Source organism: Streptomyces sp. RLA012 (genome assembly GCF_056270325.1).
In genome coordinates this window covers 9619820-9642954 of record NZ_JBWDPA010000002.1, presented here as the reverse complement: position 1 = coordinate 9642954, position 23135 = coordinate 9619820, and the positions used below count along the sequence as shown (strand labels likewise).

Annotated in this window: 14 protein-coding genes; 12 read left to right on the top strand and 2 right to left on the bottom strand. The window is 68.6% G+C overall.

Annotation, left to right across the window (positions count from 1 at the left end; genetic code table 11):
- Positions 1-92 precede the first annotated feature (92 nt).
- The 10 genes from RV986_RS43770 (at position 93) to RV986_RS43725 (ending at position 16188) form a co-directional block, all read left to right on the top strand.
- Complete coding sequence (locus tag RV986_RS43770; RefSeq protein WP_475922694.1) at positions 93-2105, top strand: N-acetylmuramoyl-L-alanine amidase; 2013 nt, start codon at positions 93-95, stop codon at positions 2103-2105.
- A 301-nt stretch (positions 2106-2406) separates the two neighbouring features.
- Positions 2407-5067 carry a Pls/PosA family non-ribosomal peptide synthetase gene (locus RV986_RS43765; protein WP_475922693.1) on the top strand — a complete coding sequence of 887 codons (2661 nt, stop codon included), beginning with the start codon at positions 2407-2409 and terminating at the stop codon, positions 5065-5067.
- 17 nt (positions 5068-5084) lie between these two features.
- Positions 5085-8483 (top strand): non-ribosomal peptide synthetase, encoded by a 3399-nt coding sequence (locus RV986_RS43760; RefSeq protein ID WP_475922692.1) that lies wholly within the window; start codon positions 5085-5087, stop codon positions 8481-8483.
- A 23-nt stretch (positions 8484-8506) separates the two neighbouring features.
- A complete protein-coding gene (locus RV986_RS43755) occupies positions 8507-9511 on the top strand; it encodes a TauD/TfdA family dioxygenase (RefSeq protein WP_475922691.1) in 1005 nt (334 codons plus the stop codon).
- On the top strand, positions 9508-10578 hold the full coding sequence (gene sbnB, locus RV986_RS43750; protein WP_475922690.1) for a 2,3-diaminopropionate biosynthesis protein SbnB: 1071 nt from the start codon (positions 9508-9510) through the stop codon (positions 10576-10578). Before RV986_RS43755 ends, sbnB begins: the two co-directional genes overlap by 4 nt.
- Before the next feature lie 214 nt (positions 10579-10792).
- On the top strand, positions 10793-11878 hold the full coding sequence (gene sbnA / locus RV986_RS43745; protein ID WP_475922689.1) for a 2,3-diaminopropionate biosynthesis protein SbnA: 1086 nt from the start codon (positions 10793-10795) through the stop codon (positions 11876-11878).
- 199 nt (positions 11879-12077) lie between these two features.
- Positions 12078-12497: a GNAT family N-acetyltransferase gene (locus tag RV986_RS43740; protein ID WP_475922688.1), complete on the top strand. Its 420-nt coding sequence runs from the start codon at positions 12078-12080 to the stop codon at positions 12495-12497.
- A 176-nt stretch (positions 12498-12673) separates the two neighbouring features.
- A complete protein-coding gene (locus tag RV986_RS43735; RefSeq protein WP_475922687.1) occupies positions 12674-14122 on the top strand; it encodes a hemolysin family protein in 1449 nt (482 codons plus the stop codon).
- Entirely contained in the window at positions 14119-15132 is a 1014-nt protein-coding gene (locus RV986_RS43730) for a hemolysin family protein (protein ID WP_475922686.1), read from the top strand. Before RV986_RS43735 ends, RV986_RS43730 begins: the two co-directional genes overlap by 4 nt.
- Positions 15133-15348: 216 nt before the next feature.
- Positions 15349-16188: an SGNH/GDSL hydrolase family protein gene (locus RV986_RS43725; RefSeq protein WP_475922685.1), complete on the top strand. Its 840-nt coding sequence runs from the start codon at positions 15349-15351 to the stop codon at positions 16186-16188.
- A gap of 1413 nt (positions 16189-17601) precedes the next feature.
- Here the strand turns inward: RV986_RS43725 and RV986_RS43720 are convergent.
- Complete coding sequence (locus RV986_RS43720; protein ID WP_475922684.1) at positions 17602-18177, bottom strand: acyltransferase family protein; 576 nt, start codon at positions 18175-18177, stop codon at positions 17602-17604.
- Positions 18178-19075: 898 nt separating this feature from the next.
- On the opposite strand from RV986_RS43720, the gene RV986_RS43715 reads away from it, so the two are divergent.
- Together RV986_RS43715 and RV986_RS43710 are read left to right on the top strand one after the other, a co-directional pair.
- Positions 19076-20316 (top strand): IS3 family transposase gene (locus RV986_RS43715; RefSeq protein WP_475922683.1). Its coding sequence is split into 2 segments (ribosomal slippage): positions 19076-19349 and positions 19349-20316, totalling 1242 coding nucleotides; the frame shifts between segments, so codons are not numbered across the junction.
- Positions 20317-20660: 344 nt separating this feature from the next.
- Complete coding sequence (locus tag RV986_RS43710) at positions 20661-21482, top strand: HARBI1 family protein (RefSeq protein WP_475924329.1); 822 nt, start codon at positions 20661-20663, stop codon at positions 21480-21482.
- A 216-nt stretch (positions 21483-21698) separates the two neighbouring features.
- On the opposite strand, the gene RV986_RS43705 is transcribed toward RV986_RS43710, so the two are convergent.
- Positions 21699-23087 (bottom strand): IS1380 family transposase, encoded by a 1389-nt coding sequence (locus RV986_RS43705; protein WP_475916098.1) that lies wholly within the window; start codon positions 23085-23087, stop codon positions 21699-21701.
- Positions 23088-23135 lie beyond the last annotated feature (48 nt).

Here is a 23135-nt window from a genome sequence, read left to right as displayed (position 1 = left end):
CGTCGCGTGTCGGGCACGGAAACGTACGAGGGGTGATGCAGAGGGCAACTCCTTTGTCCTGATTGCGACGATCACGGTTGGAGACCCTTGCGATGACGAAACGTTCCGCCCTGCGTGTCCCCAGCGCCGTACGCAGGCGCCGCCGCACCGTCCGCGTGACCACCTCGGCCGCGCTCCTGGTGCCGCTGCTGGTCGGCCCGGCGGCCTGCTCCGGCGGGACCGGCGACCGGCGCCTGCAGAACGCCTTCACGGAGGCCGCGGACGAGTACCACGTGCCGCGGAGTGTGCTCCTGGGTGTGGCCTACCTGCAGTCGCGATGGGACTCCCGGCCGGGCGCCCCGAGCGTCGTCGGCGGGTACGGGCCGATGCATTTGGTGGACGCCCACCTGGCCCGGACCACGAGCCCGGACCCGGCGGCATCGCACCGCGGGAGTGCCCAGCCGTCCGAGGGGGCGGCGGGGCCGTCGGCCTCGCCCGAGGCGACCTCCTCGGGCAGCCGCTCCGCCAAGCCGGCGGACCTGCGCCGGGCCGCCCGCCTGATCGGGGCCCCGGCGGGGCGACTGCGGACGGACGCCGCCGCCAATGTGCGCGGCGGCGCGGCCCTGCTGGCGGAGACCCAACGGCAGCTCGGCAAGCCGCTCAGCACCGACCCGGCGGACTGGTGGGAGGCGGTGGCGCGCTTCCCGGGCACGGCCGACACCACGGCGGCGGCGACGTACGCGAACGACGTCTTCGCGGTGATCCGCAAGGGCGCGCAGCGCACCACCGACGCGGGGCAGCACATCACCCTCCCCGCCAGCCCGGGCGTGCGCCCGCACTCCGCCGGCCCGCAGGGCGCACGGCGGCCGAAGGAGGTCGAGTGCCCTGCGGAGCTGTCCTGCGACTGGCTCGGCGCGCCGTACGTCGAGATCGACGACGAGGGCGACTACGGCAACCACGACCTGGCCGACCGGCCCAGGGACCAGAAGATCGAGTACATCGTCATCCACGACACCGAGGCGGATCTGCCGTCCATGCGCCAGACCGTGCAGGATCCGACGGAGGCGTCCTGGCACTACTCGATCCGCTCCAAGGACGGCCATGTCACCCAGCACGTCAGGACCAAGGACGTGGCCTGGCACTCCGGGAACCAGTTCGTGAACGCCCGCTCCATCGGCATCGAGCACGAGGGATTCCTCAGACAGCCCAACGCCTGGTACACGGAGCAGATGTACCAGGCCTCGGCCCGCCTGGTGCGTTACCTGGCGAAGAAGTACGACATCCCGCTCGACCGGCAGCACATCTTCGGGCATGACAACGTGGCGCCCCCGACCGCCTCGACCGTCCCCGCCATGCACGACGACCCCGGCCCCTTCTGGGACTGGCGGCACTACTTCGACCTCCTCGGCGCGCCCCTGCGGGCCACGGCCGGACCGGACAGCGACATGGTCACCGTGCTGCCGGACTTCGCCACCCACAAGCCGCTGTTCACGGGGTGCACCAAGAGCGGTGTGCCGTGTGCGCCGCACGGCTCCAGCGCCGTACGTCTCCACACCAGGCCGGACGACAAGGCCCCGCTGATCCAGGACCCTGGCCGGCGCCCGAACGGCGACGACTCCACGGAGGACGTCAACGACCTGGGGTCGCGGGCCTCCGCCGGACAGACCTACGCGGTCGCCGGACGCAGCGGCGACTGGACGGCGATCTGGTACCTGGGCAAGAAGGGGTGGTTCAAGAACCCGAAGAAACACCCGACGGCCGTCGGTGCGACCGGCCGGATGGTGACTCCGAAGGACGGCTTGGACGAGATCCCGGTGTTCGGGCGCGCCCTCCCTGAGGAGGACGCCTACCCCGAGGGAGTGGAGGAGCAGACCGAGTCGCCGCTCCCGTACAGCCTCCTCGCGGGCCAGCGGTACGTGACGCAGGCCCACCCCGTCGGTACCTACATCGACAGGTCGTCCTTCGTCGACACACCGAACATGGTGGTGAAGGGCCGGGAGGAGTACTACGAGATCCAGTTCGGCCACCGGATCGCCTACGTCCGGGCGAGCGACGTGGACGTGGTGGACACACCGGCCGCGGCGAAGCCGCCGTCGGGACACCCGACAACCCCTCCCCGACAGTGACGGGGCCCACCCCCGCCGGGATACGGCGCACGCCACTCGTATGCAGTAGGGCGGGATCTTTACGCGGCCCACCGGCGGCGCGGCCCCCTGGCGCCGTCGAGAGCCACTCCCGCCCCACGGCGATCGAGTTCGAGTGGCAGCCCCCCGATGATCGGCTAAGACTGAGGCAACGGCTTTGCGACCGAACAACAGAACTCCACCCCTTGACTTCCGGATTACTCGCTCCGGCCATCAAAAAGCGCGAGTGCAGGGCGCCGACCGTGATTACGGGCGACGCGCGAAAGTTCCTCGAGGAGCTCGCATGGAGGACAAATCCGTCGAAGTGTTGACGCCGGGCACGGGTGAATCCGCGATCGACAAAAGCAGGTGCACCGGCCCGAATACCGGCATCGAGAGAAATCTCGCCGAGGTGCTGGCCGATGTCATCAACGTCGAACGAGTGTCGCTCGACAGTCACTTCTTCGACGACCTCGGCGCCAATTCGTTGGTGATGGCCCAATTCTGCGCACGGGTCAGGAAGCGGACCGACCTTCCCTCGGCGTCGATAAAGGACATCTACCGGTACCCGACGATCCGAAGCCTGGCGACGGGGCTCGCGGACAGCGCGCCCACCGCCACCGAGCCGTCGGTTCCGGTGCCGGCCGAGGCGGTGACCAAGGCGAGCACGGCGCGGTACGCCGTCTGCGGGACGCTGCAGTTCCTGCTTTTCCTGGGTTATTCCTCCGTCGTCGGACTTGTCACCGACCGAGGCTACGCTTGGGTCTCCGCCGGCTCGGACCTGATTGGCATCTATCTGCGCTCGTTGGTCTTCGGTGCCGCCGGCTTCGTCTGTCTGTGCACCTTCCCGATCGTGGCCAAATGGCTTCTCGTCGGCCGGTGGAAACCGCGTGAGTTCCCGATCTGGGGAATGACGTATCTGCGCTTCTGGACCGTCAAAGTGCTGATCCACGCCAACCCCATGATCTTCTTCGTCGGCAATCCCCTGTACGTGCTGTATCTGCGAGCCCTGGGCGCACGGATCGGCAAGGGGGTCACCATCCTCTCCCGCAGCCTCCCGGCCTGCCCCGACCTGCTCACGGTCGGCGCCGGATCGGTGATCCGCAAGGACTCGTTCTTCCTCTGCTACCAGGCGCACGCCGGCCGTATCCAGACCGGCCGGGTCACCCTCGGCCGGGATGTGTTCATCGGTGAGAAGACCGTGCTCGACATCGACACGTCGATGGGCGACGGAGCGCAACTCGGTCACACGTCGACGCTGTACAGCGGCCAGGCGGTCCCGGACGGCCGGCACTGGCACGGGTCCCCGGCGCAGCCCACGGAGCACGACTATCTGAGGATCGAGCCGGCCAAGTGCGGCAGCCTGCGCCGGGCCGCCTTCGGCTTCATCACCGTGCTTCAGCTGTTCTTCGTCTACGTGCCGCTGACGGTCGGGGGCGCGTACATGCTGATCAACCTGCTTCCGGCGCTGCACAACCGGCTGGGCCCGGGCTCGGTGGGGTACACCTCATCGTCTCTCTACGTCGACGCGCTGGCCCTGTCCTTCGTGCTGTTCTTCGGCTTCGTCGTCGTGGGCCTGGCCGTCCTGTTCACCGTTCCGCGCCTGCTGAGCCGGGCCATCAAGCCGGACAAGGTCTACCCGCTGTACGGCTTTCACTACTCGGCGCACCGCGCGATCGGGCGCATGACCAACTTGAAGTTCTTCAAATGGCTGTTCGGTGACAGCTCCTACATCGTCTACTACTTGCGCGGCCTCGGATACGACTTGTCCCGGGTCGAGCAGACCGGGTCGAACTTCGGCACGGAAGTGCAGCACGAGACCCCGTATCTGGTCACCGTCGGCAGCGGAACGATGGTCGCCGACGGACTCTCCATCGTGAACGCCGAATTCTCCAGTACGTCTTTCCGGGTGTCCCGCGCCTCGATCGGGCCGCACAACTTCATCGGGAACAACATCGCCTATCCCTCCGAGTCCAGGACGGGCGAGAACTGCCTGCTCGCGACGAAGGTGATGATTCCGCTCGACGGCGTGGTGCGCGAGGGGGTGGGCCTGCTCGGCTCACCGTGCTTCGAGATTCCCCGGTCGGTCGAGCGCGACTCCCGGTTCGACCATCTCCGGGACGGCGAGGAGTTCCGCCACAGCCTCGCCGCGAAGAACCGCTACAACCTCCGCTCGATGGCCCTCTTCCTACTCGTACGGTGGTTCTACTTCTTCGTCCTCACGGTGGTCGGCCTCTCGGACGTCGATCTCTACGATTCCTACGGCCATGTCCTGATCGCCGTGTTCCTGGTCTTCAGCCTTGCCTTCACTCCTTTCTACTTCGCACTGGTGGAGCGCTGCATCGCCGCATTCCGCACGCTGGAACCGAAGTTGTGTTCCATCTACGACCCGTACTTCTGGTGGCACGAGCGCCTCTGGAAAGTGCCGGACACCTACCTCAATGTTTTCAACGGAACTCCCTTCAAGAACATGATCTGGCGAATGCTGGGAGTCCGGCTCGGCAGCAGGGTTTTCGACGACGGCTGCTATTTGACGGAGCGGACGCTCACCACCATCGGCAGCGACTGCACGCTCAATGCGGGAAGCAAGATCCAGTGCCATTCGCAGGAGGACGGCACCTTCAAGTCCGACCGCAGCACGATCGGCGACGGCTGCACCCTCGGTGTCGGCGCCCATGTGCACTACGGCGTGACGATGGGCGACGGCGCCGTGCTCGCCTCCGACTCCTTCCTGATGAAGGGCGAGGAAGTCCCGGAGCGCGCTCGCTGGGGCGGAAACCCCGCCACGGAGACGCGAGACGCCCCCTATCAGCCGGCCGCGTCGGCACGGGTGGCACAGCGGGAGCGTGTCGGTCAGCACGCACAACCGGCCGACCGACACGACCGGCCCGCAGAACCGCCAAAGGAAAAACGACGGCTGTGGCGCCGCCCCGACCGGCTGCCCACAGCGCCGTGGCGACCGTGAGTGGACGGGACGATTCGATGGGAGTGCACGTGGAAGCCGACCGGGAGTTCTGGCGCGGCGAGCTCGTAGCCGGTGGATTCACCGCGATCCCGCGGTGGACACACCATCCGGTGACGGGCGTCGCCGAGCACGGGACGAGCGTCCCGGCAGACGTCGCGGGACCTTTGCGCCGGCTGGCGGAGGAGCTGGCGGTACCGCTCAGCTCGGTGCTGCTGGCCGCGCACGCCAAGGTGCTCGCCGCGCTGTCCGGTGAGCGCGAGATCGTGTCGGGCTATGTCGCCGCCGAGGGCGGACGGCCGTTGCCCTGCCGGCTGACGACCGAACCCGATTCATGGCGGGCGCTGCTGCTGAACACCCGCCGAGCCGAGTCGGAACTGCTGTCGCACCAGGACTTTCCGGTCGATGGTCTCAGGCGCGAGCTGGGCCTGACCGAACCCGCTTTCGAAGCAGTGTTCGACCCGGGTGGTGTCGGCGGTGACCTGGCCGAGGACACCGTGTTGTGGGTGGGGTTCGCCCGGCAGGACGACCGGCTCGTGCTGCGGCTGCGGTACCGGACGGACGCGCTCGACGCGGACTGCGCCGACCGCATCGCCGGCTATCACGTCACCGCGCTCGCGCTGATGGCCGCCGAGCCGGACGCCGAGCACGCGCGGCAGAGCCTGCTCTCCCCCGAGGAACTCCGCTTCCAGCTCGACGGACTCGCCGGACCGCGCCGGAAGCTGCCGGACCACCGGCTGCACGAACTGTTCGAACAGCGGGTGCGGGCCCACCCGGACACCGTCGCGGCCGTACACGGTGAACGGCGGTGGACCTACCGCGAGCTCAACTCCCGGGCCAACCGTCTGGCACGCGCTCTGCTGGCGCGGGGGCTGCACCCGGAAGGCGTGGTCGCGGTGGTGACCGAGCGCAACCTGGACTGGCTGGCCGCGGTCCTGGCGGTCTTCAAGGCCGGGGGCGCCTACCTGCCCATCGAGCCGCACTTCCCCGCCGGGCGCATCGCCACCACGCTCTCCCGTGCCGAGTGCGCCCTCGTACTGACCGAACCCGGCAGCACCACCACCCTCGACCACGCCCTCGACTCCCTGCCCGGAATCCGCACGGTCCTCGTCGACAACGCCTACGAGGAGGATCACGCGGACGGTGATCTGGGCATCGTTGTCAAGCCCGACCAGCTCGCCTACATCTACTTCACCTCCGGCTCCACCGGGGAGCCCAAGGGCGCGATGTGCGAGCACGCGGGCATGCTCAACCACGTCCACGCCAAGATCGACGACCTGGAGATCGGAGAGGGACAGGTGGTCGCCCAGACCGCGCCCCAGTGCTTCGACATCTCCCTGTGGCAACTGGTGTCCGCGCTCCTGGTCGGCGGGCGGACCCTGCTGGTGGAGCAGGAAGAGATCCTGGACGTCCAGCGGTTCCTCGACAGGATCGTCGACGGCCGGGTCGCCGTCCTCCAGGTCGTCCCCTCCTACCTGGACGTCGTGGTGTCCTGCCTGACGCGGCACCCCCGCGAGCTGCCGGACCTGCGGTACGTGTCGGTCACCGGCGAGGCGCTGAAGAAGGAGCTCGCACAGCGCTGGTTCGCCGCCCAGCCCGGGATCAAGCTGGTCAACGCCTACGGGCTGACCGAGACCTCGGACGACACCAACCACGAGATCATGGACCGCGCGCCCGCCGGAGGCCGGATCCTGCTGGGGACCGCGGTCAACAACGTGCACGTCTACGTCGTCGACGAGCACCTGACCCCGGTGCCGCTGGGCGCCCCCGGTCTGATCGTCTTCTCCGGCGTCTGCGTCGGCCGCGGATACATCAACGACCCCGAGCGCACCCGACAGTCCTACCTGGCCGACCCGCACCGCGCGGACGCCCGGCTGTACCGGGGCGGCGACTACGGCCGCTGGCAGCCCGGCGGCAAGCTGGAGTTCCTCGGCCGCCGGGACACCCAGGTGAAGATCCGTGGCTTCCGGATCGAGATCGGTGAGATCGAGAACACCCTGCTGCGGGTGCCCGGTGTGCGCGACGGTGCGGTGGTGGTGGCCGAGCGGGCCGACCAGAGCAAGCACCTGGTGGCGTTCTACTCCGGTCCACAGCCGCTGGAAGCCGAGGTCCTGCCGGACCGGCTCGGCGAGTCACTGCCCGAGTACATGGTCCCGTCGGCCTTCCACTGGCGGGAGAGTCTGCCGCTGACGGCCAACAGCAAGATCGACAGGAAGACCCTGCGGGCCCTCGCCGGAGAGCTCGACGTCGTCCAGGACGACTACCACGCGCCGAACACACCGACCGAACAGTGGCTGGCGGCCGCCTGGGCGAAGGTGCTCGGCATCCCGCAGCACCGGATCGGACGGCGGGACCACTTCTTCGACCGGGGCGGCACCTCGCTGTCGGCGGTGAAACTGGCGGTCGCCCTGGACCGAGCGGTGTCCCTCAAGGACGTCACCCGTCACCCGGTCCTCGCCGATCTGGCCGGTCTGGTCGACGGCCGGTCCGAGCCGCGTTCCGGGCCGCTTGAGCCAGTGTCGCAATCCCGGCCGCTCCAGTCGCCGTCGACATCGTCGACATCCCGGCCGCTCCAGTCACCGCCGGGATCCGGGCCCCTCCAGTCACCGCCGGGATCCGGACCGCTTCGGTCGCTGCCGGAATCCGGGCTGTTGCAGCCACTGTCGGAATCGGACGGTGGGCAGGCCGCCGCCCTGGTGTGCTTCCCGTACGCCGGCGGCAACGCGGTGAACTTCCAGCCGATGGCCAGGGCACTGCCGGACGGCGGTCCCGCGGTGTACGCCGTCGAACTGCCCGGTCACGACGTCACCGCCGAGAGCGAGCCGTTCGCACCGATGGCACAGGTGGTCGAGCAGGTCGTCGCCGAGATCATCCGACGTGGCCTGACCAGGGTCCTGCTCTGGGGCCACTCCGCGGGCACCGCGTTGGCCGTGGAGTCGGCCAGAAGGCTGCGGGAGCGCGGGGTCGACGTCCAGCGGGTGTTCCTCGGCGCACAGCTGCTCGGCGACGCCGCCGACCGGCGCGCCGCCATCGGCGAACTGACCGCACTCGGCGACGCCGAGATCGCCGCGAGGCTGAGCGCGGACGGCGGCTACCCCGAGCTCGGTGAACTGGGCGCGCGGCACGCCGAGCACGTCGGTGCCGCCTACCGGCACGACTGCGTGTCCGCACACCGCTATTTCGCCGACGCGCTGGACAGTCCGCCGGCGCCGAAACTGTCCGTGCCGGTCACTGTGGTCGTCGCCGCCGACGACCCGAGCACGGCGCACTACCCCCGCCGCCATCGCGACTGGCAGCTCCTGGCCGAACAGGTCGACCTGCACGAGCTCGGCGACGGCGGCCACCACTTCCCCCGCACCCGTCCGGCCGACGCGGCACAGGCCGTGCTGCGCGCCGCCGAACTGTTCGCCTCCTCCTGAGTGGCGACGGAAAGGAAAACGAGATGTCCTCCACCTCCACGGCGTCGCTGGTCGACGTGGAACGGAAACCCGGCAGGCCTCCGCTCCTACGGGTCGAGGCCGCCGGCCATGCGCCGAACTGGGCGGCCGAGCACCGGGACGCGCTGCGCGCGGTCGTCGCCGAGCACGGCTGCGTCCTGGTCCGCGGCCTCGGGCTGCGCGACGCGGCCGAGACCGGCGCCGTCTTCTCCAGGCTGGCCGCCGGTCTGATGACCGAGAAAGAGGTCTTCGCGCCCCGCGAGACCTACTCCGACGGGGTGTACTCCTCGACGAAGTGGCCGCCGAACCAGCCGATGTGCATGCACCACGAACTGAGCTACACGCTTGAGTTCCCCGGCCTGATGATGTTCGCCTGTCTCAGCGCGCCCACCGACGGCGGAGCGACCGCGGTGTCCGACTCACCGACCGTGCTCGACGCACTGCCCGCCGAGCTGACCCAGCGGTTCGAGCGGGAGGGCTGGCTGCTCACCCGCAGCTACAACGACGAGATCGGGGCGTCCCTCGCCGAGGCGTTCGGCACCGAGGACCACGCCGCCATCGAGCGCTACTGCCGCGCCAACGCGATCGAGTTCGAGTGGGGTCCCGACGGCGGACTGCGCACCAGCCAGCGCCGCAGCGCCGTGGTACGTCACCCGGTCAGCGGCCGGCGCTGCTGGTTCAACCAGATCGCGTTCCTCAACGAGTGGACGATGGCCCCCGAGGTACGCGAGTACCTGCTGGACATCTACGGCGCCGACGGACTGCCGTTCAACACCCGCTTCGGCAACGGCGACCCGATCGGTGAGGACGTCGTGGAGCTGCTCAACAGCGTCTACGAGGCCAACACCGTGCGCGAGCCGTGGCAGGCCGGCGATCTGATGCTGGTCGACAACGTTCGCACCGCGCACAGCAGGGAGCCCTTCGAGGGACCGCGCGAAGTGCTCGTCGCCCTGGCCGACCAGGTGCGTCTGGCCGACTGCTCACCGACCGTCGAGGTGACCTCACGATGACCACCATCGGTTCCACCGCAACGGAGTCCGCGATGGCCGCGCCTATCACCGTGCCACCGTTCGCGGTGATTTCGGGTGCCCAGGTCCAGCGCGCCCTGCACGGACGCGAGCAGCAGATCGTGGAGTTGGTCGAGGCCACCTACCAGGTGCACGGCGCCGGTGATTCGGTGAACCCGCCGTCGTACTTCCTGCGCTTCCCCGACCGTCCGTCCTCGCGGATCATCGCGCTGCCCGCCTCGATCGGCGGGGAGGTACGGGTGGACGGTCTGAAATGGATCTCCAGCTTCCCGGAGAACGTGAAAGCGGGCATTCCGCGGGCCTCGGCCGTGCTGATCCTCAACGACCACGACACCGGCTACCCGTTCGTCTGCATGGAAAGCTCGATCATCAGCGCCACCAGGACGGCCGCGTCGGCAGCGGCGGCCGCCGACCGGCTCAGCCGCGGCCGGCCGCGCCCGGCACGGGTCGGGTTCTTCGGTACGGGCCTGATCGCCCGCTACATCCACACCTTCCTGGCCGGCACCGGCTGGTCGTTCGACGAGATCGGTGTGCACGACCTGTCCGCCGACAGCGCGGCGGGCTTCCGGTGCTACCTGGAGCAGGCCGGCGCCACCGGCCGGATCACCGTGCACGACAACGCCGAGCAGCTGATCCGAGGCAGCGACCTGGTGATCTTCGCCACCGTCGCCGGTCAGCCGCATGTCGGCGACCTCTCCTGGTTCGCCCACCATCCGCTGGTGCTGCATGTGTCGCTGCGCGACCTCGCGCCGGAGATCCTGCTCGCCTCGACCAACATCGTCGACGACATCGAGCACTGTCTGAAGGCCGACACCTCGCCGCATCTGGCCGAGCAGCTCACGGGCAACCGGGACTTCGTGCACGGCACGCTGGACGACGTGCTGGCCGGACGGGTGACGGTGCCGACGGACCGGCCCGTGGTGTTCTCACCCTTCGGCCTCGGGGTACTCGACCTCGCGGTCGGCAAGTACGTCTACGACGAAGTGGCCCGGCGCGGAGAGTTGCACGTCGTCGACGACTTCTTCCACGAACTGAGCCGGTACGGATGAGCGCGCCCAGAGCCCAGGAGGCCTGCGCGGGGCTGATCCGAGGAGAGATCACCGGTCAAGTCGCCGCAGATCAGGCCACACGAGACAGCGGCCCCTGACGCAGGGCCCCGTCCGGCCCGGTGGGACACGGGCTCCCCGCCCGCATGAACGAGAAGCCCGCCCACGGTCGGACGGACATTCCGAAAGTGCTCTGCTCCAGATAGAGGAGACCGTCGTGCCCGTCATTTCCGTTCCCCACGCCTACAACGAAGAGGATCTCTACGTCGACCTCCGGTCGATCTTCGGGCACTCGCTCTTCCTGAAGTGTGAGGGCTTCAACTTCGCAGGCTCGATCAAGTTGAAGGCCGCGCTCGAGATGGTGGAGGCCGCCGAGCGGGATGGAGTCCTGACACCGGATTCGATCCTGGTCGAGTCCTCGTCCGGAAACCTCGGCGTGGCGCTGAGCATGATCGCGGCGAGCAAGGGTTACCGGTTCCTGTGTGTGACGGACTCCCGCGGCAATCTGTCGACCAGGATGATGATGGAGGCGTTGGGCAGCCAGGTGCACATGATCGCCGGGCAGGAGGAGGCCAACGGCGGTTATCTCGGCGCGCGGATCGAGTACGTCCGTGCGCTGTGCGCCTCCGACGACCGGTACGTGTGGCTCAGCCAGTACACCAATCCGAGCAACTGGATGGCCCACTACCGCAGGACGGCGCCGGAGATCGCCCGCCAGTTCCCGGAGCTGGACGTGCTGTTCGTCGGGGCCGGCACCACCGGCACCCTGATGGGGTGCGCGCGCTACTTCCGGGAGTGGCGCCGCCCGGTGCGGGTCATCGCCGTGGACAGTGTCGGCTCGGTGTCCTTCGGCGGTTCGCCGGGCCGCCGGATGATTCCCGGCCTGGGAATGAGCATGCGTCCGCCGCTGCTCGACGAGTCCTATGTGGACGAAGTGATACGGGTCGAGGAGGCGGACACGATCCGCACCTGCCACCGTCTGGCCAGGCACGGATTCCTGTTCGGCGGCTCCACCGGCACGGTGGTCAGCGGCGCGACGGACTGGTTGGCCCGGCAGGACGGGGGCGAACTCAGCGCGGTGGCCGTCGGCCCGGACCTCGGAGAGCGCTACCTCGACACCATCTACCAGGCCAGCTGGCTGCGGGATCTCTACGGCGAGGACGTACTCAACCCCGAGGAGGAGACCACCGGTCCCTGGACGGCCTCCCCCACGCCGCCGACAGAGTGGCGCCGCGGGCGGGACCTGCAGCCCGGCGACCCCAAGGGCAATCCACGCCCTCAGCTCCAGGACCGTAAGACCTAGGACCGCGGCTTGCGGCTTGCGGCTTGCGGCTTGCGGCTTGCGGCTTGCGGCTTGCGGCTTGCGGCTTGCGGCTTGCGGCTTGCGGCTTGCGGCTTGCGGCTTGCGGCTTGCGGGAATCCAGGACCGGGCCCGCCCCTCTGTCGACCCCCGGCGGGGAAACCGTTCGCCAGATGGCCCGGAGTTTTGCTTGGCTCACGCCATGAGCGATCTCCACATCCGCCGCGCCACCCTCGCGGACATCGACACCGTCCTGCGGTTCTGGCGCGAAGCCGCGGAGGGAACGAGTATCAGCGACGACCACGACGGAGTGGCCCGACTCGTCACCAGAGACCCCGAAGCCCTGCTCCTCGCCGAGCGCGACGGCCTGCTCACCGGGACCGTGATAGCCGGCTTCGACGGCTGGCGCTGCTCCGCGTACCGACTGGCCGTACACCCCGACTGCCGTCGGCAAGGCATCGCCACCGCCCTACTGGAAGCGGCGGGACGGCGATTCATCGCCCTGGGCGGGCGACGGGTCGACGCCATGGTCCTGGAAGCCAACGCACGCGCACACCACACATGGGGAGCGAGTGGTTACCATCGCGAGGACCACTGGCGGCGCTGGGTAAAACCACTGTAGCCACCGGCAGGATCCCCGGGGAGGTGCGTGAGCTCGCCCGACATGACGGCCGACGCCGCTCGCCGCCACCGAGCAACGTCGCGTACGGCCAGGGGGTCCGCCCTCCCCACCGAGCGACTTTGCCGATCCTTTACCATGGGGGAACCGGCGGCCGATCATGGGACGGAGGTGACCCGATGACCGAAGTACTCCTCCTCCTGGTGGCGGTCCTGCTCTCCCTGGCCTGTGGCGCCTTCGTCGCCGCGGAGTTCTCGCTGACCACGGTCGAGCGCAGCGAGCTGGAGCGCGCCGTGGAGCGGGGCGAGCGAGGGGCGTCGGGTGCCCTCAAGGCCGTACGGAACCTCACCTTCCAGCTGTCCGGCGCCCAGCTCGGCATCACCGTCACCAACCTGGTCGTCGGCATGCTCTCCGAGTCGTCGATCGCCAAGCTGATCGCGGGTCCGCTGGAGTCGATCGGCATCTCGCCCTCGGCGTCGAACTCGCTGGCGCTGGTCGTCGGTACGGCCCTGTCGACGGTCTTCCTGATGGTCGTCGGCGAGCTCGTGCCCAAGAACTGGGCGATCTCCGCACCGCTCGCGGTGGCCAGGCGGGTGGCGACGCCGCAGCGCTGGTTCAGCGCCGCGTTCCGGCCGTTCATCAGCCACCTCAACAACACCGCGAACCGTGTCGTACGCCGTTTCGGTCTCGAACCCGCCGAGGAGCTGGCCTCCGCGCGCGGACCCCAGGAACTGGTGGCCCTGGCCCGGCACTCCGCCAAGCAGGGCGCCCTGGAGGCGGACACCGCCGAGCTGTTCGTCCGTACGCTCAATCTGGCCGATCTGACCGCGGAGAACGTGATGACCCCGCGCGTCCAGGTCATCGCGCTGGACGTCCAGGCGACCTGCGAGGACGTGGCGAACGCGACACGGGCGACCGGGCTGTCCCGCTTCCCCGTGTACCGCGGCAATCTCGACTCGGTCGTCGGCGTGGCGCACATCAAGGACGTGCTGGCCGTGCCGGCCGAGCGGCGGCCCCGGACCCCCGTCTCCCAGCTCATGCGCGAACCCCTGTTCGTACCGGAATCACTGACCGTCGACCGGCTGCTCGACCGGCTCTCCGGCAAGCGCACCATGGCCGTGGTCATCGACGAGTACGGCGGTACGGCCGGGGTCGCCACCCTGGAGGACATCGTCGAGGAGGTCGTCGGCGAGGTCCGCGACGAGCACGACCCGCACGAGACGCCCGACCTGGCTCCTGCCGGCACGGACGAGGAGGAGCGGACGCTGTACTCGGCCGACGGATCCGCCCGCACCGACCAGCTGGCCCGCGTCGGACTGCGGGTGCCGGACGGACCGTACGAGACACTGGCCGGTCTCCTCGCGACCGAGCTCGGCCGTATTCCCTCCGTCGGGGACACCGTCGAGGTCGCCGGGTGGCGGCTCGACGTGGTGGACGCCTCGGGGCGGCGCGCCGCACGGGTGCTGCTGCACGCGCCGCGCGACGGGCAGCATCCACGCGAGGGGCGGCAGCCACGTGACGAGCGGGGGTCGCGCGGCGAGCGGCAGCCGCGCAACGAGGGGAAGCCGCGCGACGAAGACAAGCCGCACGAGGAGAAGCCGCGTGACGAGGGGAAGGAGGCGCGATGACCGCCGTACAACTGCTGATCGGGCTGGCGACGCTGATCGTGAACGCCTTCTTCGTGGGGGGCGAGTTCGCGCTGATCTCGGTCCGCCGCAGCCAGATCGAGCCGCACGCCGACCGGGGTGACCGGCGGGCGCGCAGTGTGCTGTGGGGTCTGGAGCACGTGTCGGCGCTGCTGGCGGCCGCGCAGCTGGGCATCACCCTGTGCACCCTGGTCCTGGGCATCGTGGCCGAGCCCGCGATCGCGCACCTGCTGGAGCCGGTGTTCCACGCGATGGGCGTCTCCCAGAGCGCGGGCCACGCGATCTCCTTCGTGATCGCGCTCGCCCTGGCGACGTATCTGCACATGCTGCTCGGCGAGATGGTGCCGAAGAACATCGCGCTCGCGGAGCCGGTGCGCACCGCGCTGGTGCTCGGCCCGCCACTGGTCGGACTCTCGCGTGCGCTGCGCCCGGTGATCTTCACCATCAACGCCTTCGCGAACGGGCTGCTGAAGCTGCTGCGGGTCGAGACGAAGGACGAGGTCGCCGCGGCCTTCTCCGACGACGAACTGGCGCGGCTGGTCAAGGACTCCGGCGCGGCGGGGCTCATCGACGGCCGTGCCCAGGAGCGCCTGTCCGACGTGCTGGAGCTGGGACGCCGGCCCGTGCGCGATGTCGTGCTCCCGCTGGAACGCATCGTCTACGCGCGCGTGGGCGTCACCCCGGAGGAGCTGGAGCGGCTGTCCACCGAGTCCGGCTTCTCGCGCTTCCCCGTCGTGGACGAGGGGCGGCGCATCGTCGGCTATCTGCACGTCAAGGACGCGCTGGACGCGGCACCGCGCGACGTGCCGTTCCAGGTGCAGGACATGCGGCCCATCGCACGGGTACGGGAGAGCACCCCGCTGGACGACGTACTCACGGCGATGCGGCGCAGTCGTACGCATCTCGCGGCGGTCATGGGCAGCGACGGACGGCTGGCGGGGCTGGTGACGATGGAGGACGTGTTGAGGGAGCTGTTCGGCCAGACGGTGTGACTAGCCCGGAGCCGGCGGGCGTCGGGGGCTTCCGGGCTCCGGTGAGCGTCGGCGGCTTCTGGGCTCTGACGAGCGTCGGGGGCTTCCGGGCTCCGACGAGCGTCGGCGGCTTCGGGGCTCCCACGGCTTCCGTGGCTCCCACGCGCCCGTGGCGCCCGTGGCTTCGGGGGCCCGGCCGACCGGCGGGTATGCGTGCGGGTTAACATCTTGTCCGCCATGCAGACGAATGCCACCTACACCAGTCTTGTCGCGCTCGGCGACTCCTTCACCGAGGGCATGTCGGACCTCTTGCCCGACGGCTCCTACCGCGGCTGGGCCGATCTCCTCGCGGGCCGGATGGCCGCGCGAACGCCCGGTTTCCGCTACGCGAACCTCGCGGTGCGCGGCAAGCTCATCAAACAGATCGTCGAGGAACAGGTGGACGTGGCCGTCGCGATGCGGCCGGACGTGATCACGCTGGTGGGCGGCCTCAACGACACACTGCGGCCCAAGGTCGACATGGGCCGTGTCTGCGGGCTCCTGGAGGAGGCCGTGGAGCGCCTCGCCCCCGCCTGCGAGCGGCTCGTCCTGATGCGCAGCCCGGGCCGCAACGGTCCGGTGCTCCAACGGTTCCGGCCCCGCATGGAGGAGCTCTTCAGCGTCGTCGACGACCTCGCGAAACGGCACGACGCCCTCGTGGTCGACCTCTACGGCGCCCCCTCGCTCGCCGACCCCCGGATGTGGGACGTGGACCGGCTGCATCTGACGGCCGAGGGGCACCGCCGGGTCGCGGAGGCCGTCTGGCAGACCCTCGGCCACGAGCCCGAGGACACGGACTGGCAATCGCCGATGCCGCCCACGGCGCCGCCCGGCTGGGTCGCCCGCCGCACCGCGGACGCCCGCTTCGCCAAACAGCATCTGCTGCCCTGGATCGGGCGCCGGCTGACGGGACGCTCATCGGGGGACGGCCGGACAGGCGCCCACTTTAGCGCTGAGCTGGGCAAAGCCTTCTGGGTCACCCCTGCAGACCACACAAACCCCGGCCCTGTGACGGACTGGCGACGGGTGGAGCCCTAACCCGGAGCCCCGCCCCGCTGCCATGCACCGTTAAACGCAGGGCCTCACCCGCACGACACCTGCGGCCGACGCACCGACGTCACGCCGCAAGTCGTACAGCATCCTGAGCGAGGACCTGCGTCCTGCCGACCTCAACGACCGGCCGCCTGTAGCTCACGGCGAGCCCGGAGCGTGTGATGAACTCCACCAGTTCGCATCGCAGCACACCCAAGGCCGGAACAGCCGCTACGTCCAGGGCAGCAGCCAACGCGGGTATCTCGGCAGCCACCTCGCTGTCGCGCCACATGGAAGCGGCCCACGGGATCGGCCACGGATACGCGCGGCAGGTCCGCCCCATCGTCGTCGAGCTTCTGATCCCGGCTGGGGCTATGGTGCGGGTGGGGAGCCATGATCTTCCTCCGGCGGCGCGATGTTCAGAGGCTCCGAAGATCCAAAGTACTCGCCGCTTGGCCTAACCGGAATTCACGTGTAGAGAGATGCCAGCCCGCACGTCATCAGGTCCGATCAAGGTCTGATCAGTTGCACCAGCACCGCAACGTCAACGGCGACCCAACCGCGCACCTACGCATTACGAGGACCATGCGCGTTCGTGTTAGGTCGTGCCTCGTCGTGCTGTCCAGTGACGTTTTGCCTGATCAGAGCACATGCAACACGTTGACCAGTACTACCCCGTGATGCGCTGTCCAAAGGCGTCTGTCCACCGACTGTCCACCGGCGCGGCCGTCACAACGATCGGCCAGGTCACCGAGGCCGCAGGCGAAACCGCCGCCCATGAGATCGATAGGGACGAGGAAAGCTGCTTGTCCGAACCACACAATCACTCCTGGCCGACGGTTCGCCACAGTCTCTAGACGTCCCCGGAAACAGTGCAGGCACGGCCTCCAGTGATCACGGAGTTTCGAGTTCCCTGATCACCGAGAAGGCCGTGCCTGCTCCCGCATCTTCACCGATCCCCGCGTTTGTGGTCCCCATGAGCAGCACCGCGAACGGCGCACAGGCCGCCCAGTTCGCCTGCGAGAACCGGACGGTCATCGAGGGCTCGGGCCCACGTCCCCTGTCGGGCGCGGTCCTCCTTCGGCTGACCTGCGCCGAAGGCTACCGAGAACCTTGTGGGGGGGTTGTCCAGCCGTGGGCCGGGCGTCCCTTTTCGCTATCTGGCGGCGCGGGGCGAGGCGCGAGGTTTTGCTCTTCCGGATGAGGCCGAGGGTGAATCAGTCGGCGGAGGTTGAGGGCGGCGGCGCGGGGTGCAGCCAGATGTTGTCGGCAAAGACTCCGCAGAAGAGAACCTGGCGGCTACCCCTGGTGACGAGCCAGACGATGGCCCGCTCGACAGGCGGCCGCCATGGGCGGTACTCGTCCCAGACGGCGTCGGGTGGCGGGCGGCGGCCAGCAACTGGTGCTGAGGGTGGACGTTCACGGTGCGTCCGGTCTTGGATGTTGTGGTGCAGCGTCCTCGCAGGAGACAGCCACTGCAGACCCGCTAAGCCGTTCACGGTCTCTCGCACTCCTACCGGTCCAGTGGGAACGACCCAGCACGATCATGGATTTCCAGGATCTGTTCCCGCTTGAAGGGCATCTCGAATAGAACGCGCCGTTCGGTGTTGGGGCGGTGAACATGTCCTGAGTGAGAAAGCCGTACACCAGAATTGACGCGCCCGTAGGTGGTCCGAAGTGCGAAGCCGGCACCACGAACCAGGAAATGATCAGGCTGATGACCAGCGCTGCCCAATACGGAGGCAAGATGCGCCAGGCGCGTCGGCGCAGGAACTGGGCGACGCCGCCCGACCGCCAACCGTGACGCGCCGGGGAGATCGCCAGGGAAAAGCCAGACAGCACCAGAAAGAAGACGACGGCAAGACGCCCGAACATCAGCCCATCCAGCCATGGAGGCGCCGAACTGTCGGGATACCCCGGGAACGTGTACAACCAGCAGTGGAACAGGACCACGTACAGCGCCGCCAGGCCGCGGAGACCATCCAGACCCAGCACTTACCGACGGACGTGTGCTCCGCTCGCCCTCTCCTCCTGCCCCGCTGGGACGGCCAAGTCAAGAGCGCTACTGACCGGACGGCTCGAATCCACTGAAATCGTTCAGCCCTTTTTCTGGGCACCGCATTTGCAGCAGGCCGCCGACGCCTCGACGGTCGCTGCACGATGCAACCTACGACAGGCGCATGCCCACCGACCCGTTTCCCTGGTAGTACGCCGGGCGGCACGGTGCCCACCCACAATGACTGATACGTGACGTCCGGCTGAGCAGTTCAACAGACAAGCCGACACGGTCCTCATCTCGCCCGGGTGGACCTGCGCTCATGCAGAGAAAAGGCCGTAAGGCGTCGTTGCCGGTGGTGCTGATCCTGGTCTTGGGCCGGGTACCGTTCTTGCGCAGGCGGACCGGACGGCCGTAGCGGCGTCCGTCCCCAGTTCACTTCAGCCGGTCCGGTCAGCAGATGTGGGGCAGTGCCGGCGAGCTCTTCCAACGCGGCCCGCACCGCCTCGGCCCGCGTGCTGATGAACGCGCACCATGGTGAAGTCCACCGAGACGGCCCCGGTCAGATCCTCGTCAGCGTCGGCCTGACCGTCAGCGCGGTGAACACTCGTTTGGTGTGCCGTCGATGGCCCGCATCCGCCGGAGGTTGCAGGCACCCTTCCAGTTGCGATACCTCCCCGGTGGAGGGACCCACTGCGATCGTCCGGAACCTCGTGACGATCGCATCGACCACCTTACGGTGGTCCCGCCACCAGCCACCCCGCTCCGGCGTCCGGTCGCCCACATTGCCGTCAACCACTGCCGTCATCCCACGCAGAAGCCCCGCCGGTTCCGGCGGGGCTTTGAACCGTTCCGGGTTTGATCGAGGCTCGATCTTTTGGAAGGATCGAGTCCGTTATGGCGAAGCAATACCCGAAGGAGCTCAAGGAGCGGGCCGTGCGTCTGGTCCTGGATACGCGTGATCAGTACAAGACGGAGTCCGCGGCGATCCGGTCGATCGGAGCGAAGCTCGACATCGGGCCGGAGTCCCTGCGGAACTGGGTGCGTCAGGCCGAGGTCGACGCCGGTGCCCGGACCGGGACCACGACCGAGGAATCCGCCCAGCTCAAAGCGCTCAAGAAAGAGGTCGCCGAGCTGAAGCGGGCGAACGAGATCCTGAAGGCCGCAGCGAGTTTCTTCGCGGCCGAGCTCGACCGGCCACACACACGCTCGTAGCGTTCATCGACGAGCACCGGGACCGCTTCGGCGGAGTCGAGCCGATCTGCAGGACGCTCACCGAGCACGACTGCAGCATCCACCCGTCCACCTATTACGCGTACAAGAAACGTCCCACGTCGGCCCGTGCCCTGCGAGACGCGGAACTGGCGCCGCTGATCGTCAGCATCTACCAGGACAACTACAGCGTCTACGGAGCCCGCAAGATCTGGGCCGAGCTCAAGCGCCAGGGCCATCAGGTGGCCCGGTGCACCGTCGAGCGGCTGATGAAGGCCGAGGGCCTGGTCGGGGCGGTGCGCGGCAAGAAGGTCGTCACCACCCAAGTGGCGGACAGGGAGGCCGAGCGGGCTCCGGACCGGCTCAGCAGGCAGTTCGTGGCCAGTGCTCCGAACCGGGTATGGGTCGCGGACTTCACCTACGTGGCCACCTGGTCCGGCACTGTCTACGTCGCCTTCGTCGTCGACACCTTCTCCCGCCGGATCGTCGGCTGGTCCGCAGCGACGAACAAGCAGACCCCGCTGGTGCTGTCCGCACTGGAAATGGGGCTGTGGCAGCGTGACCGGGCCGGAAACCCCGTCACCGCAAGGGAGTTGATCCACCACTCCGATGCCGGATCGCAGTACACCAGCTTCCGGCTCGCCACCCACCTGGCCGCCGAACAGATCGCCGCGTCCATCGGCACCGTCGGGGACGCCCTCGACAACGCCCTGATGGAATCGACCATCGGGCTCTACAAAACCGAGCTCATCAAGCCGCAGCGGCCCTGGAAAGCCCTGAGCAACGTCGAGTTGGCCACCGCTGAGTACGTCGATTGGTACAACCACCGTCGACTCCACGGTGAGATCGGCCACGTCCCACCCGCCGAATACGAAACCACCCACTACCAGAACACGCAAAAACAGCAGGTCACAGCCACAATCTAGAGTCTCTACCGAACCCGGAACGGTTCACTTCGCGTATGCCTCACGTGCTTGGCTGTAGTCGGGACAGAACTGGTTCAGCTCTGGCCGCTGCTCCCAGAGAGCCAATCGACCAGCTTCTCGAACTCTGCGCCCAACCGGTCCGCATGCACGTCGGACAAGTACTTCTCACGGGGATACGTGTCGACGTCGTAGTCAATGAGTCTTTCCCAGTAAGCGCTCGTCGCTCGCTGTGATCGCGATGCTGGCGCTGCGGCCCGCGTGGTCCCCAAGTCCGGGCAGGCGTAAGGCCCCTGGTAGGAACGATCTTGCGAAGAAAAGATCCGACCGAGGGGCCTCACGTGTCGATCAGTGTCACATACACCGCCGTGCTCGATGTGAAGCGGTCCACCGCCGAGCACCTGGCCCGGCTGCTGCGCGATCACCGCATCGTGGCCGGGACCCGCAAGGGGCGGCGTGCGCTGGGCTGTTTCAAGCAGGCCGTGCTCGTGCTGCGCTGGTTCCTCGACGGCACCCGACTGGCCCAACTCGCCTGTGACAACGGCCTGTCGGCCTCCACCGCATACCGCTACCTCCACGAGGGGCTGACCGTTCTGGCGGCCGGGGCACCGGACCTCGCCACCGCGCTGGAGCGTGCGAAGGCAGCCGGGCTGACGCATCTGAACCTCGACGGAACGGTCATCCGCACGGACCGCGTCGCCGCCCCCGGCCCCAACGGCGCGGACCTGTGGTGGTCCGGAAAACACAAGCACCATGGTGGGAACGTGCAGGTCATCTCCACCCCGGACGGCTGGCCGATCTGGGTCTCACCGGTTCGCCCGGGCAGGGAGCACGACACCACCTGCGCCCGCCACCACGGCCTGACCGACGCCCTCAACCGGATCGCCGCCGAGCTGGACATGCCGACCCTGGTCGACCTCGGCTACGAGAACGCCGGCGACGGGTTCCGCCACCCCGTCAAAAAGCCCGCCGGAGGCGAACTGACCGAGGCCCAGCAGACCTACAACAAGGTCATCCGCGGCATCCACGGCGTCTGCGAGCGCGCCAACTCCCTGCTCAAGACGACCTTCAAGGCCCTGCGCAGAGTCAGCCTCGACCCCAGCCGCATCACGAAGATCGCCGCCGCAGCCCTCGTCCTGCTCCAGCTCGAGTACGACCGCACCATCTGAACGATCACACAACGTCATGATCCATTACTGGGAAAGGCTCAATGGCCGACACCTGAACCCGGATCCACCGGCTTGATTCCCGGTTGATCGTTTCGGGGTCGCGCAGGCCGTGTCGGGGCTGAGTTGCGGATTCGGGCATGGGGTGGCCGCTGGTCTACCCAGCTCTTCCACTTTTTCCACAGGTCTCGGGCCCTTTCGGGCAGGTCGGTCAGGGAGTCAGAGGACGGGTGGTGCATGCACCGTGCTGAACAGCTGGGCGAAGTCCTCGCCCCAGGGCCAGCGTTCGGGCAGGTGCAGGGTGAGGCGGCGGGCGGATCGGGCCAGACGGGCGGGCACGTTGATCAGGTGGTCACGGATGGTGGCGGTGGTCGCCCTGGCATGGAATGTTCCGGCCAGGGCGCCGGCGGCGCGGGTCAGATTGTGTGCCAGGGCCGCCAGGGCGAGCCACGCGGCATTGGCCTGGAAATGCCCGGACGGCGCGTGGGCGAAGGCGCTGTTCTTGACATCGGCGATCACCTGCTCGACGACAGCGTGCCGACGGTGATCACGCTCGGCATCCCTCAAGGCGAGCGGGGAGTCGGTGAACGCGGCGTGGTAGCGCCAGGTGTTGAACAGGGTGCCCTGCCCGACGGGGACGGCGTCAGGGTTCAGGCGCTTGACGCGGCGCACGATCAGACGGGCGGTGACCTGCTGCTTCTTCGGCTTGGAAGTGAACGCGGTGTAGGGGACCTCGGCTATCTCTGCGTCGGAGATCCAGCACTGGCCCTCCTCGTCCCAGACAGCCTTGGGGTACTTGATCGGCGTCCAGGCGGTCTCGTCGATGTGGGCGATGGCGGCCTTGACGGAGGCGTTCATCCGCACGGTGACGGAGAAGCGGGCACCCAGAGCGCGGCAGGCGTTGATGACGTCGGCGCCGTAGAACGCGGAGTCCGCCCGCAGTACCAGCAGGCCGCTCGCGCCGCAGGCACGGGCGGTGCGGATGGTCTCGGCCACGAACGCTGCCGCCCCGCGCGCTGAGTTCGAGGGCCCTTTACGCAGCCTGGTGGCGGCGATCACGGGGGCGGACAGGGGTGTGGAGACGATGCCGAGCAACGCGTTCAGGCCCTTGACCTTGCTGTATCCGTAGCCTGCACCCTGTTTGGCGTAGCCGTAAGTGCGGCGGATGGTGTCGTCGATGTCCACGTAGGCGACCTGGTCCGCGCCGGTCAGCAACGGGGTGTGACGGGCCAGTTCGGGCAGGAACCGGCGGGCCACGGCATGCAGTTGCTTCACATGCCCGTGCGTGAAGGAGCGCAGGAACGACCCCAGCGTGGACGGGGCCCGCACCCCGGAGAACAGGCGGCCCATCGCGCCATGCCGCAGCCGGTCCATGTCCTCGATGCTGTCGGCGCCCGCGGCCATGCCGCCCACCAGCGACATCAGCTTCGCGGCGGGGAAGGCGCCGGTGCCGTCCTTCGAGACCGGCAGCCTGATGTGCTCCCCGGCCAACGCCGGCAGACCGCACCGCTCGGCCAGCCGCACCACCGGCTCCAGCCCGCCGTACGCGACCAGGTTCGGATCATCGAACGTGGAAGAGACCGCCGCCGCGGCATGGGAGGATTGCATCTCGGAAGTGCCTTGCCGATCGTGCCTGATGTGGTCCTAGAGAAACCC

Coding starts and splice junctions, on each gene's coding strand:
- RV986_RS43770 (WP_475922694.1), top strand. CDS start 93: ATGACGAAACGTTCCGCCCTGCGTGTCCCCAGCGCCGTACGCAGGCGC.
- RV986_RS43765 (WP_475922693.1), top strand. CDS start 2,407: ATGGAGGACAAATCCGTCGAAGTGTTGACGCCGGGCACGGGTGAATCC.
- RV986_RS43760 (WP_475922692.1), top strand. CDS start 5,085: ATGGGAGTGCACGTGGAAGCCGACCGGGAGTTCTGGCGCGGCGAGCTC.
- RV986_RS43755 (WP_475922691.1), top strand. CDS start 8,507: ATGTCCTCCACCTCCACGGCGTCGCTGGTCGACGTGGAACGGAAACCC.
- sbnB (WP_475922690.1), top strand. CDS start 9,508: ATGACCACCATCGGTTCCACCGCAACGGAGTCCGCGATGGCCGCGCCT.
- RV986_RS43740 (WP_475922688.1), top strand. CDS start 12,078: ATGAGCGATCTCCACATCCGCCGCGCCACCCTCGCGGACATCGACACC.
- RV986_RS43735 (WP_475922687.1), top strand. CDS start 12,674: ATGACCGAAGTACTCCTCCTCCTGGTGGCGGTCCTGCTCTCCCTGGCC.
- RV986_RS43730 (WP_475922686.1), top strand. CDS start 14,119: ATGACCGCCGTACAACTGCTGATCGGGCTGGCGACGCTGATCGTGAAC.
- RV986_RS43725 (WP_475922685.1), top strand. CDS start 15,349: ATGCAGACGAATGCCACCTACACCAGTCTTGTCGCGCTCGGCGACTCC.
- RV986_RS43705 (WP_475916098.1), bottom strand. CDS start 23,087: ATGCAATCCTCCCATGCCGCGGCGGCGGTCTCTTCCACGTTCGATGAT.